This is a genomic window from Marinimicrobium agarilyticum DSM 16975 (assembly GCF_000423345.1).
In the GTDB taxonomy this organism is placed as follows: Bacteria; Pseudomonadota; Gammaproteobacteria; order Pseudomonadales; family Cellvibrionaceae; genus Marinimicrobium; species Marinimicrobium agarilyticum.
This window is the reverse complement of record NZ_AUHU01000006.1, coordinates 222,634-235,141: the sequence shown is the minus strand read 5'-3', so window position 1 is coordinate 235,141 and position 12,508 is coordinate 222,634. Positions and strand designations below refer to the sequence as shown.

The 12,508-nt window shown below is 58.0% G+C and carries 10 protein-coding genes; 7 read left to right on the top strand and 3 right to left on the bottom strand.

Annotated elements, in window-relative coordinates; all coding sequences use genetic code 11:
- Window positions 1-85: 85 nt before the first annotated feature.
- The gene (locus G547_RS0108195) at window positions 86-1,672 is read right to left on the bottom strand and encodes an MFS transporter (RefSeq protein ID WP_027329442.1); all 1,587 of its coding nucleotides are present in this window, start codon (window positions 1,670-1,672) and stop codon (window positions 86-88) included.
- 477 nt (window positions 1,673-2,149) lie between these two features.
- Here G547_RS0108195 and sufT point away from each other — a divergent pair, with 477 nt between their 5' ends.
- From sufT to G547_RS0108180, 3 genes are all read left to right on the top strand, one after another.
- A complete protein-coding gene (gene sufT, locus G547_RS23790; protein ID WP_027329441.1) occupies window positions 2,150-2,668 on the top strand; it encodes a putative Fe-S cluster assembly protein SufT in 519 nt (172 codons plus the stop codon).
- Window positions 2,669-2,792: 124 nt separating this feature from the next.
- Window positions 2,793-4,148, top strand: coding sequence for an OmpP1/FadL family transporter (locus G547_RS0108185; protein WP_027329440.1), 1,356 nt, complete (start codon window positions 2,793-2,795; stop codon window positions 4,146-4,148).
- A gap of 235 nt (window positions 4,149-4,383) precedes the next feature.
- Complete coding sequence (locus G547_RS0108180) at window positions 4,384-6,393, top strand: PAS domain-containing protein (RefSeq protein ID WP_027329439.1); 2,010 nt, start codon at window positions 4,384-4,386, stop codon at window positions 6,391-6,393.
- Window positions 6,394-6,440: 47 nt separating this feature from the next.
- Here G547_RS0108180 and G547_RS0108175 read toward each other — a convergent pair whose 3' ends face one another.
- A complete protein-coding gene (locus G547_RS0108175; protein ID WP_027329438.1) occupies window positions 6,441-7,100 on the bottom strand; it encodes a peroxiredoxin in 660 nt (219 codons plus the stop codon).
- A gap of 251 nt (window positions 7,101-7,351) precedes the next feature.
- Between G547_RS0108175 and G547_RS0108170 the strand changes: the two genes are divergently transcribed.
- Together G547_RS0108170 and G547_RS20640 are read left to right on the top strand one after the other, a co-directional pair.
- Entirely contained in the window at window positions 7,352-7,573 is a 222-nt protein-coding gene (locus tag G547_RS0108170) for a hypothetical protein (RefSeq protein WP_036187669.1), read from the top strand.
- 79 nt (window positions 7,574-7,652) lie between these two features.
- Window positions 7,653-9,197: an FG-GAP repeat domain-containing protein gene (locus G547_RS20640; RefSeq protein WP_169449432.1), complete on the top strand. Its 1,545-nt coding sequence runs from the start codon at window positions 7,653-7,655 to the stop codon at window positions 9,195-9,197.
- On the opposite strand, the gene G547_RS0108160 is transcribed toward G547_RS20640, so the two are convergent.
- Window positions 9,194-10,351 (bottom strand): cytochrome P450, encoded by a 1,158-nt coding sequence (locus G547_RS0108160; RefSeq protein WP_027329436.1) that lies wholly within the window; start codon window positions 10,349-10,351, stop codon window positions 9,194-9,196. The genes G547_RS20640 and G547_RS0108160 overlap by 4 nt on opposite strands.
- Window positions 10,352-10,937: 586 nt before the next feature.
- Between G547_RS0108160 and G547_RS0108155 the strand changes: the two genes are divergently transcribed.
- Window positions 10,938-11,330, top strand: a complete 393-nt coding sequence (locus tag G547_RS0108155; protein WP_027329435.1) for a c-type cytochrome — start codon at window positions 10,938-10,940, stop codon at window positions 11,328-11,330.
- Between the two features lie 53 nt (window positions 11,331-11,383).
- Window positions 11,384-12,508, top strand: a complete 1,125-nt coding sequence (locus tag G547_RS0108150) for a multicopper oxidase domain-containing protein (protein ID WP_027329434.1) — start codon at window positions 11,384-11,386, stop codon at window positions 12,506-12,508.

Sequence of the window (12,508 nt, the reverse complement as noted above, 5' to 3'; positions counted from 1 at the left end):
ACGCGCAATGGCGGGTGCGTCGCCAAGCGGCGCGCTCGGTTACGCCAACGGCCGCGTGACACCGGGTATTGATGGGTTGGTCACATCAACGTTCTGGGGCCGCTTCTCGCTTGGCTTTGTGCTGCATGGCGTGCCGGATATCTTCCAGGCGCAGACCACGGGTGTCGATACCGCTGCGAATCAGTAGCACGGCCGCGCCCGCCAAGGGTATGACAATGACAAGCGCCGAGGCGGTCAGAGAGTCCAGCAGGCCTGAAACACCCAGCAACGTTCCCGCAATTCCGCCGAGTTTCGAACTGGCAGCGACGATCCCTGCCCCGGTGCCTCGAAGATGCACGGGGTAGATTTCCGAGGCGTAGGGAATCAACATGGCGATCACGCCACTGGCGCTGACAAGCAGCAGGGCGGTGCACGCCGTCAACGTGGTGACCGTGAGAACTCCCATAGCACTGCACAGGGCGAAAGCCAGCATTGTGAGGGCCGTCAGTGTGGTAAACAGCGTCAGTGTGTAGATGGAGCTCCACCAGTGATACAGGGCAATTACCAGCGCCACACCCGGCAAAGCCAACAGCGCGGACTGGGCCACCAGAGAGTTTGCGTACTCCGACAGGCCGAGGCTGTGCAGGTTGGTGGGCAGCCACAACAGAAACCCAAAGTTGACCAGGCCCCAGGCCAGACCCGCCGTAATCAACCCCCAGGTGATGCCGGCGTAGGGGGGGTGGAACAACTCCCTGAACCCTCCCTGAGACGGTTCGGGCTCTACCATGACATCCTGATCGCGATGTGCATCGCCCGCAAACCGGGCCAACACATGGCGAGCTTCTCGGAGCATCCCTTTGCTTGCCAAGTACCGCGGGGACTCGGGGATGTATCGGTTGAGAATGATCACCAGCAGGCCGGTCGGCAAGCCCAGCAACCAGAGTATTCGCCAACTGAAGATGGGCTCCAGCACCGTGGCAGAGCCGGCGGCGGCGAGGTAACCCGCAGCGGTACCCAGACCGCCCAGTGCCACCAGCAGCCAGCCCCGTTGCCGGGCGGGCACGGACTCCGCCATCAGGGCAAATGTAATGGGCAAAAGACCACCGGCTGACAAGCCCATCAGGAAACACATGACCAGGTTCCAGGTGTAGGAAGGCATGGCACCGCAAATGGCGGTGCCAATGAACATGAGGGCCGATAGGAGGATAGTGGCGCGTCGGCCGAACCGGTCTGAGGCCATACCCCATAAAACGGAGCCCAGTGTGGTGCCGGTGAGCGCCACTACCGCCAGCACGCCGGCCGACTGACTGCTCAGTTGGTATTCGGCCGCCATGCCGGGCATGACAAAGCCCAGAGTGGCGGGCTTCATTACATCCACCGTTACGGCGACCATCAGCACCGCCACCAGCTTCCAGTGCTCCCGATTGAGCGGCACCTGGTCGGCGACGTGAAACTGTAAATGGATTTCCTCGTGCTGGGCCAGCGCCGCCATTCTGGGCACAACACCGTAGGCGGATAGCAGAAGCCCGACGGGGATCAACGCCATGCCGACCAGCATGGTGGTACTCATCGGCATCCCCGCCATCTGATACCCCATGGGAGCGGCGTGCAGAAACATGGGAATGTGCGACAGAACGCCCAACGTAATGGCGAGGCACCCAAGCCAGAACGCAACGGGATGGTAAAAGCGCATGACAACTCCAAACGCCCGGGAGTGTGAGCGGCTGTTGTTATTGAAATATCGAGCGAGCCACTGAATACCCGACTAAAACACTTGGGTATTCAGGTTGCCGAGGAATAATGGTAGCATAGCGTTGTAAGATAAAGTGTATTCAGAGAGCATCTTATGACGCCCAGCTTCCATATATCCGCCCCCGCCCGAGATTACCTGATCGAACTGCTCGACCGGCAGGGCGTGGACGCCGCCCGAATTTTTGTCGTAGAAGCGGGCACTCCCCGAGCCGAGACCTGCCTGGCTTACTGCCGCCCCGGCGAGGAGTCCGAAAGCGACCTGGAAGTCTATGAGGGCGATCTCAAACTCTACCTGGACAAACGCAGCCTGCCCTACCTGAAAGGGCTGGAGGTCGACCTGCAGGAGCAGGGCGATCAGAAGCAGATCACCATTCGCGCGCCGAACGCCAAAAAACCCCAGAGTGCCCAAGGGCGTGAAGTGGTGTTCGAGCGTGAAACCCCTGCCAAATTGGTTCCGTCCGGCGATGATCTGATGATTCCCAAAGGGGCGGAGGCGGCCATTACCCAGGCGCTCGGGGCGAGTTACACCCTTTTGTACCACGGCAACCTGATCCGTATTGATGGGAAAGACGCCGATGCCATCGGTCTGACCGCCAACGGCCTGGAGTTCGAAGCGCGCGAAGACGGCCAGATTGACGAAGAGCAGGTCTGGAAAGCCTTGTCGATGGTCTATGACCCGGAAATTCCAGTGAACATTGTCAGCCTTGGGCTGGTCTATAAGATGAATGTGGATCAGGAGCGCGGTCACGTCGATGTGGAAATGACGCTCACCGCTCCCGGTTGCGGCATGGGCGATGTGCTGGTGGACGACGTCAAACGCCGACTGGCGGAAGTGCCGAATGTGGCTTCCACCGATGTTGATCTGGTATTCGACCCGCCCTGGGATCGCACCATGATGAGCGAAGAGGCGCAGCTCGAAACCGGAATGTTCTTCTAGCCTCGTTCGCTGACATCTATAAGCCGCAGCTCAAGGCATTCAACGCTTTAGTCAACTACACTACAGCGTGTGTTTTGTCTCATCCGTATTGCAGTCTCATCATTTTGTGCACGAGGAGAGCATCATGGATAAAAAAGCGCTTAGCGTTGCCCTATCTCTGACGGTGGCATTGCCCTCAACCGCGCTGGCATCATCGTTCCAGCTATTGGAGCAAAGCCCCGCTCACCTGGGTAAGGCCTTCGCCGGCACGGCGTCGGATATTACCGACGCTTCCACGGTTTATTACAACCCCGCCGGCATGTCCCGCCTTGAAGGCAGCCATGTCACTCTAGGCGGCAATGCGGTATTCACCGAGGCGGACTTCGTCAATGACGGCTCCAGCTATACGGTGGGCGGAAATACCGTGCCGGTTAGTGGTGGCGGCAACACTGATGAAACCGGCTTTATTCCCAACGTCTATTGGGTGGCGCCACTGACTGAGCGGCTGACCGTGGGGGTCGGTGCTGGAGGGCCGTTCGGGTTGTCCAGTGACTTTGACGATACTTGGCCTGGTCGCTACTCGGCCACCTTCAGTGAGCTGGAGGTCATGAACCTGAATGCCACCACGGCCTGGGAGCTGACCGACCAGATCGCTGTGGGGCTGGGCGTCAATTATCAACGGATGGATGTGACGCTGGAAAGCCAGTTCGACTCCACGCTGGGGCTCAACCCCAACCCAGAAACCGATACCGGCGCCCGCATTGAGGGCGACGATGATGACTTTGTCCTGGATGCCAGCGTGCTGTGGACGCCCGCGCCGGGGACCGATATCGGTCTGGTATGGCGCCAGGGGGGCGACTTCACCCTGGAGGGGACGGCAAGCTTTGATCTCAATGCCGCCTGTGCTCCGGGAGCGGGGCTGCCCACCGGCGCGCCGCCCGCCCCGACGACGGGCACTCTGTGCGCAGGCGCTCTGGCGGCGCGCGAGGGCGGCGTGACGGCGAATGCAGACCTTCCGGATACCCTCACCCTGAGCGCCTCTCAGCAGCTTGGTGAGCGCTGGACCGTGCATGCCGACCTCGCTCAGACCCGCTGGAGCAGCATTCAGACCATTGCGGTCGACAATGTTGAGAGCGGGGAGAACGTGACCGAGCTGCATCTGAATTACGACGACACGCTGCGTTTCGCCCTCGGTGCCAGCTACGCGTTCTCCGATACCATGACCTGGCGGTTTGGCGTTGCCAAGGATGAGGCGCCACAAACCGATCCGGCATATGTCAGTCCCCGCATCCCGGATGAGGATCGCACTTGGCTGGCCGTGGGCGCTAACATGATGCTTTCTGACGCTTTGTCTCTGGATGTGAGCTACGCCCATCTGATGGTGGATGACGCTCAACTGAACCGGCAGGACGCGACGGCTACCGGCGGCACTTATAACCTTGAAGGTCACTTCGACAACAGCGTCAACATTGTCGGGGCCCAGTTGAATTGGCACTTTTAGGCCTTCCTGAAAAGATGTGTTTTGTTAAGCCGCCCCTCGAGGCGGCTTTTTTATGATTGACACGGCGGTTCAGACGAGCGCAAACGGACGCCATTGCGACATTGGGCGTCATTGATGCCGTTTCCTCTGTGAAAGGAATCACAGCGTTGCACACGGAGCCCTGCGTGTTGGGGTGATATCAGGCAAAATTGCGTTTCGATACGCTTATTCCGTGTACCAATGATAAGGACAGGTCATGTTGGATGTAATATGGAACCCCGAGTCCTGTGATGTCGATAAAACCATTCTGGGCGAGGAGATGGCCAGCTACCAGCGCAGCATGCTGGGCAGCAACCACGGCTTCTGGGACTGGAACCTGAGTACCAACCGCATGCGTTGGTATGGCACCTTCTGGCGGGAGCTTGGTTACGATGAGCGGGACGCTCAACGTATGACCACCCCGGAAATTCTTCTGGATTTTATTCACCCGGATGATCGTCAGGGCTTCCGTCTTGCCATCGAAGAGACCATCAAAAAGGGCTCCCCACTGGATTACTGCTACCGGCTGCAAAGCAAGCGGGGCGATTACCTCTGGGTCCGGGTCAACGGTCAGGGTTACCGGGACGAATCCGGTTGGACCTACTACATGGCGGGTGTTAATTACGATATATCGGAACTCAAGCGCACGGAGGAAGCACTCCGGGCCAGCGAGGCCCGACACTCCCGCATGATCGCAGGCACCCGTGACGGCGTCTGGGAGTGGGATTTGAGCACTGACGAGGTCAGCTTTACCGACATCTGTTGGGAGCAGTTGGGTTTTACCCCGCAAGAGGTGCGCGAATTTCAGCTATATCGTATAGAGGATTGGAAAGCGCGCATGTCTGACCGGGACATTCAGCGTTTTGACCAGGCCTTGCGCCGCCACATCATCGATCGGGTGCCGTTTGATGTGGAATACCAGGTCACCGCGAAAGACGGCTCCTTGCGCTGGATTCGCGCCCGCGCCGAGGCCACGTATAACGAACACGGGCGGGCGGTGCGCATCTCTGGCAGCAATATGGACACCACGGAACTGAAAAGCACTCAGGAGGCGCTCCTGGAGGCGAAAACGTCCGCGGAAAAAGCCAACCAGGCCAAATCCGAGTTCCTCTCCAGTATGAGCCACGAGCTGCGCACGCCGCTCAATGCCATTCTCGGGTACTCACAGTTGCTCACCTACGATGCGAACCTCAGCGGTGGAAGCCGGGATAACGTGGATGAAATACACCGGGCGGGCAAACATCTGCTGCAGTTGATCAACGAAGTGCTGGATCTGGCCAAAATCGAGGCGGGGCACATGAGCCTGACGCTCGATTCAGTGGTGCCCTCCCGGCTGGTGACCGAGTGCCTTCGCCTGATGGCCCCTCTGGCAGATGACCACCAGATACAGCTCCATTGCCAACTGAATGCGCTTGAGTCGGTGGCGGTCGAGGCCGATTTCACCCGACTCAAACAGGTGTTCCTGAATCTCGTTAGCAACGCCATCAAATACAACCGTCCCGGTGGGCGTGTGGATGTGTCCTTTCACGCCACCGACCGGAATACCTTGCGTATCTTGGTGGAAGATACCGGTGTCGGTATTCCCAAAAACCGGTTGGATCAGGTGTTTGAACCCTTCAGTCGTTTACACGAACACTCGGCTCACGTGGAAGGCAGCGGCGTGGGGCTGGTGATTACCCGACAGTTGATCAACATGATGAACGGCCACCTGGATTTTACCAGCGTGGAAGGACAAGGCAGCGGTTTCTGGTTCGAATTGCCACTGGCCGAAACCTCCGCGTCAGAGCGGCCCTCCCGGACTCTGGAAGAGGAGGTGGGAGTGTTGGAGGTAGAGGATCACCACCGAATACTGTATATCGAAGACAACCCCGCCAACGCCAAGTTGCTCGCCAAAATTGTGGAGCGCTTCAAGCCGTTGGAGTTGGACATTGCCGCAGAGCCCATGCTGGGTATTTATCAGGCGCGCACGCAGCTGCCTGACCTGATACTGCTCGACATCAATCTTCCGGATATGGATGGCTTTGAGGTGTTGAAGGTCTTGAAGCGCGACCCAGCCACCTGTGATATTCCAGTCGTGGCGCTGTCGGCCAATGCCCTGGCAAGCGACATTGATCGGGGGTACCGCTCGGGCTTTTCCGGGTACCTGACCAAGCCCATTGAGGTCGGGCAACTGGTGCGGGTGTTTAACCGGGTGCTGGGGGAGTGTGAGCTGGAGTGGGACGATTAACCCAAAGGCAGCCGGGGGCGGGGCCCGCCGGCTTCAAGGGCAACGGCTTATTTCGGTTGCTTCGCCACCCGAAGGTAAGGTTTGAGCGTTTTCCAACCTTCCGGGAATTTCTTCTTGGCGTCTTCATCGCTCACTGAGGGCGGAATGATAATGTCATCACCCGGCTCCCAGTTCACCGGCGTGGCCACAGTATGCTTGCCGGTCAGTTGCATGGAATCGAGCAAACGCAGGATTTCGTTGAAGTTCCGCCCGCTGGTCATGGGGTAGATCAGCTGCGCTTTGATCTTCTTGTCCGGCCCGATGATAAACACCGCTCGCACGGTGGCGTTGTCCGCTGGAGTACGACCCTCGGCACTGCCGTCTTCGTCTGCCGGCAACATGTCGTATAGTTTGGCCACGTTCAGGTCCGTGTCGCCAATCATCGGATAGTTTGGCGCCGTGCCCTGAGTTTCTTCGATATCCTTCCCCCATTTGGCATGATTCTCAACAGGATCAACGGACAGACCAATGATTTTTGTGTTGCGTTTGTCAAACTCCGGCTTCAGCTTGGCCATGTAGCCCAGCTCCGTGGTGCACACCGGGGTGAAGTCCTTGGGGTGGGAGAACAGGATCGCCCAAGAGTCACCAATCCAGTCGTGAAAATTGAGCTGGCCTTCGGTGGTCTGTGCGGTGAAGTCCGGCGCGGTGCTACCGATTCGCAGGGCCATAAGCTTACCTCCTTAGCGGATTTGCTGATTGAAGCGTTGAGATGCGGGTGAGATTGACGCTTTGCAACCCTATGGCTGTAAAGTGGGGTTATCTTATAGAAATGAAAGGGGCCCGTTAAATCACGAATTCGCATAACCTATAGCGGGAATGCATATCGAATTGAGCGCAATTTCTGCCTCCAGGGCTTGCCTTTTTATTAAGATGTATATAAATTACATCTTATGGCAAACGAGATCCGGGGAGGGCCACCATGAACCCGCTCAAACTGCTCCACGTCGCCCACGCTGGCATGCTTCTGAGTTTGGTGTTATCACTCGGCGCGCTTTCACTGGCGTATATGTTTTCGCACTCGCTCGGGTTGGCCACTCAAGTGGCGTCCCATATTGCGCTGATAGTCTTTCCAGCCTTCTTCAAGCTGGGTTATGTGCTGCGTTTGACCGCCCTCAAGCAGTTGGGGCGTGCGGTCGACTGAGCGGGCCGGGAAAGCCTGGCGTTTTATCCGGCGTCATTCCACTCTATAATCGGCGTTCATTCCCCGAGCGGAGATGCAAGTGCAAGCCGGAATAAAAGCGATAGTCGTGGCTTTGTTGTGCGGCGCGGTAACCGTTGTCCAAGCAGCCGAGCCCAAGACCGTCGAGGACATTCTCCCCCTGGTTCAGCAGTACTGTGGGTCCTGCCACGCCGTGCCGTCGCCGGCCTTGTTGCCGAAAAACAGCTGGCCCTACGTGATCGACTCCATGGTGACACTGGCCAAAAACCGTACCGGGCAGGACTTCATTCCGGCGGAGGCCGTCAAGCACATCAAGGCACTGTATTTTGGCAGCAGCCCCGAGGCCCTCCCCAAACTGCCCTACATTGATCAATCCCATCCGACGGTGCATTTCTCACCGGGCGGGATCGGTGCCCCTTCCCGCATTCCCCAGATACTCAACATTCAGTCAACCTCGCTGGGAGAGGCCCGCCACAGCTTCCTGGTGAGTGACGGCGAGGGGCATCAGCTGCTCCTGCTCGAAACCGAGGGCGGAAAGGCCCCCGAGTGGCGGGAAACCGTGCTGGCCGAGATCGATATTCCCATTACCGCCCGGGTACTGGACTACACCGGGGACGGGCGCGAGGACATCCTGGTGGCGGATCTGGGAGAGTTCCCGCCCAACGGCATGCTCGCCGGGAAGCTGTTCCTGCTGGAGCAGCATGAAAACGGCGACTTTGAAAAGCGACGGCTGATGCACCAGCTTGGGCGAGTCAGCGACGTGCAGGCGTTGGACCTGGATCAGGACGGCGATCTGGACCTGGCCGTGGCGGTCTTCGGCGGTGGCGATGTGGGAGAGGTCTTCTGGCTGGAACGCGAGGCCGACGGCTCCCACAAAAAACACGACCTGCTGGGGTTGAGCGGCGCGCTGAACATTACGCCCGCCGATTTGAACAGCGACGGGAAAATCGATCTCCTCACCCTTGTGGCCCAAGAGCATGAAACGCTGGTCGCCTTTATCAACCAGGGCAAAGGCCGTTTCGAGCGAAAGGATCTTGTCAGTGCCGGGCATCCATTGTTTGGCTCTACCAGAATGGAAGTCGTCGATTTTGACCGGGACGGCGACCCGGACGTTCTGTTTACCAACGGCGATGCCTTTGACACCCAGACCGAGCCCAAGCCCTATCACGGCGTCCAGTGGCTGGAGAACAAAGGCGATCTGAAGTTCGCCGTTCACGACATTGGCCGGTTTTATGGCGCGGCCAACGCCACCGCTGGCGATATGGACGGCGATGGGGACCTGGATGTGGTGGCCAGTAGTTGGGCCAACTACTGGGAAGACCCGAAACGTCAGTCACTCATCTGGTTTGAGAACAATGGCCGACAGCAATTTCAGCCTCGGCCGGTCAGCGGTAAGCATCGCGGTCTGGTGTCTCTGGAGCTGGTGGATATCACGGGCAACGGCCGCCTGGATATTGTGACCGGCGCCTTTCGCATGGATATTCTTACCGAGTTCTTCTCGCGAGAGGATAATCGGATCGCCCTCGACACAGAGGCAATGCGAGAAGACAAGCGCGAGCCCTCCGCTCGCCTGCTGTTGTTCAAGAATGAGGCGACGACTCCCTAAGAAAAGTCCAGCCACAAATGCTGGTAGCCACTGGCTGGATAGTGGGCATTGACCGGTGTTTTACCGATACTCGGCGTGACCCGATTGGTGGCGGCAAGAAGCTCCTCAAGAAACACTCGAAGCTCCAGGCGTGCCAGGGGCGCCCCAGGGCATACATGCAGGCCAGCGCCATACAGCAGGTTCTGGCTCTGATCCCGCCCCCAGCGAAAACGATCGGGCTCAGGGAATACCCTCTCATCCCGGTTGGCCGATACCCAGTTGACGGTGACGCGCTCGTCGGAGCCGACAGAACGACTCCCCAGGGTGACCGGCCGGGTGGTTCGGCGGCGGTTGGTAACCAGCGGGCCGTGAATACGCAAAATCTCCTCCACCGCTTCGGGAATTCGTTCCGGCTCCCGACGAAGGGTATCCTGCAAATCCAAATGCTCCGACAGGTATTGCAATAGCAGTCCGATTGACGCAGCGATAGTGCCGATTTCCCCCACGGTCCAGTTTCTGAGAATGCTGACAATATCGTTCTCAGAAATCGGGTTACCGTTGATGCGGCTGTTCATTATTTCCGTGGTCACGTCGTCCGGTGCCCATTCGCCCTGCTCGCGGCGGCTTTCCAGCAGGTCGTGAATATAGCGGCTGAAGCGCTGGGCAATCTCGTTCATGGCCTCGCGGTTACCGGCAAGTGTGGCTTCCTGATTTTCATGAGCCCACTGCCGAAGCGGTTCTTGCAAATGGTTGGGCCATCCAAGAAAGGCACACTGAATCTCCAGGGCAAAGTTCTCGGCCAGTTCCGGGATAATGTCGACGGCTTGCCGCCCGAGCACGGTACGAATCAGATTTTCCGATAGCTCGCGGCACAATGGTTCGAAGCCCGCCATGCGCGCCTGTGAAAAGTAAGGCTCGATCAGTGCTCTGTAAGGAGTATGCTCGGGCTTGTCCAGCCCGTTTGGCACTGACCGGTGCTGGGAAACCTGGTTGCTGAAGGTCTCATGATCCTCAACCACTCTGAGTACATCCTTGTGCCGGAACACCGACCAACCCATATACTCGCTATGGGCGACCGGACATTCGGTTCGCATTTGATCGAACGCGGCGAGAGGGTGATGCAGAACCTCCTCGGATCTGGGGTCCCAGTCGTATTCTTTTTTCACATCGGTCATTGCTGATCTCCCGGAACAACGTGCGCGCGCGCCGGCACCCCTCCGTGAGGGAGAGCACAAGGCGAGGCGGTGACGTTGTTATTGTGTGCTCGTGGTTTTACGGCTTTAGCAGGAAGGGCTAAATCGGTAACGGTTCCCGGAGTTCATGGTACAGCGCCGGGCATAAACGTTTCCACGGGGCTACCGCCAAAGATCTTCCCGGCTACTCCTTGTTGAGTAGTGGTCTTTCGACCTTTTTTCTAGCGTCTAAAAGTAGGTAGTTGAGGTATTCATGGGAGGTAGCTATTCGGAGGAATACTCCGGCGCAATAATTTCTGTTTATATCGAGTTGTGGGTGAGATCGTAACAGCTTTGGACCTCCCCGTAACAGACTGAGATGCGAATGAACAATTGTGCCAGAGAGTATGCCTATCCCCATGGTAAACCATGGAGTAGTGCTGTTATTCACGCCGATGCCAGATCTCCATTGAACAGGCTCGAAGATGGTTTCATCTTCGGGCCTTTTTTTGTTCGGTCGGAAGCGGTGGAGTCATGGCTTATCCGCGCCTCACGTTGTCCTTCTTCTTATCGCAGAAAGAGGTGTCTTATGACTCAGTGTATTAGGTCATGTTTACTCGGCATCGGCGCGGTGTTGGCGCTGGCAGGCAACGCTTGGGCCGCCGATCCCGCCAACGGAAAAGCGGTATACCAGCAGAATTGTCAGGCCTGCCATCAGGCTGAAGGCGCAGGAATACAGGGGGCCTTCCCCCCGCTGGCCGACAACCCCAATATTGCCGGCAACCCTGACTACCTCGCCAAGGTCATTATTAAAGGCGTATCCGGACCCCTGGAGGTGAACGGTAACCATTACAACGGCGCCATGCCCCCCATGGGTCATATCGACAACCAGAAAGTGGTGGATCTGGTGGCTTATATCCTTTCGGAATTGAACAGCAGTGGCGGTGAAATCTCCGAGGCGTCTGTTCAGGCGTTGCGGTAGTTCGTTGAAATTTTTGGTCCTCAGAGAAAGAGAGTAAAGCGATGAAAGCAGTCATGAAATCAGTAGCGGTCGGAGTAGGCGTGGCGTCGGCCTTGTGGTTGGCCGGTTGTTCCCAAACTGCGTCGGTCTCTTCGGCGGAGGAGTTTGTCGTGGACGGTCGAGTCTACGGTATGCCCGACGCCAAAGTGTATCGGGAAGACTATCTGGGTGATGCCGTGGTCGGGGAATATATGACCGCTTCCCCACACCTGGCGAAGCTCGATTACAAAGGCAATAAAACCCACCATGTGCGCCTGGACACTCTGTCTCAGAAAGTGGAAGTGGCGCCGGGGGTGAGTTATAACGCCTGGACCTTCGGTGGCAGTGTACCGGGTCCGGTGCTGCATGTACGCGAGGGGGACCGGGTGATCTTTACTATGAAGAACCGCTCGGATGAGCCTGTCGTGGTCACCAGCCCTGCGAAAGATGCGGCTCCGTTTTACCGTCAGTTAGCCGACAACCCCTATCAGAAGCCCGTCTCGGCCATTTCCCCCATGCCACACTCCATGGACTTCCACAGCGGAACCGTGGCCGCGGATGATAAATGGCGCAGCATCTCCCCCGGGGAAACCATCCAGTTCGAATGGGTCGCCAACTACCCGGGCGTGTACATGTACCACTGCGGCACTTCCAGTGTGCTGATGCATACCGCTATGGGCCAATACGGCGCGGTCGTGGTGTCGCCCAAAGAGGGTTATCCCACTGAGGCCGACCACGAATATGTGATCACTCAGTCGGAGTTTTACCTCCAGAAAATGGGTGACTCCTACATCTACGATCACCAGGCCGCCATGGCAAACAACCCGAGCCACGTCACTTTCAATGGTCACGTTTCCGCACTGATGGACCAACCACTGAAAGCCAGCAAGGGTGATCGTGTGCGCCTCTACGTGTTGAACGCTGGCCCCAATGGCACTTCCAGTTTCCATGTGATCGGAGCGATCTTCGATCGGGTGTGGTATGAGGGCAACCTGGAAAACGAGTGGCGGGGCATGCAGACCGTGTTGCTTGGGGCCAGTAATGGCGCTGTGGTGGAGTTTATCGTGCCAGAAGACGGCCTGTACAAGCTGGTGGATCACGAGTTCCACGACGCCGAGCGCGGCGCGGCTGGCGCCTTGATTGCCGCACCGGCTCAATAA

Excerpts from the sequence above, each read along its gene's own strand:
- G547_RS0108185 (WP_027329440.1), top strand. The coding sequence starts at position 2,793 with ATGGATAAAAAAGCGCTTAGCGTTGCCCTATCTCTGACGGTGGCATTG.
- G547_RS0108150 (WP_027329434.1), top strand. The coding sequence starts at position 11,384 with ATGAAATCAGTAGCGGTCGGAGTAGGCGTGGCGTCGGCCTTGTGGTTG.
- G547_RS0108195 (WP_027329442.1), bottom strand. The coding sequence starts at position 1,672 with ATGCGCTTTTACCATCCCGTTGCGTTCTGGCTTGGGTGCCTCGCCATT.
- G547_RS0108155 (WP_027329435.1), top strand. The coding sequence starts at position 10,938 with ATGACTCAGTGTATTAGGTCATGTTTACTCGGCATCGGCGCGGTGTTG.
- G547_RS0108170 (WP_036187669.1), top strand. The coding sequence starts at position 7,352 with ATGAACCCGCTCAAACTGCTCCACGTCGCCCACGCTGGCATGCTTCTG.
- G547_RS0108180 (WP_027329439.1), top strand. The coding sequence starts at position 4,384 with ATGTTGGATGTAATATGGAACCCCGAGTCCTGTGATGTCGATAAAACC.
- G547_RS0108175 (WP_027329438.1), bottom strand. The coding sequence starts at position 7,100 with ATGGCCCTGCGAATCGGTAGCACCGCGCCGGACTTCACCGCACAGACC.
- G547_RS0108160 (WP_027329436.1), bottom strand. The coding sequence starts at position 10,351 with ATGACCGATGTGAAAAAAGAATACGACTGGGACCCCAGATCCGAGGAG.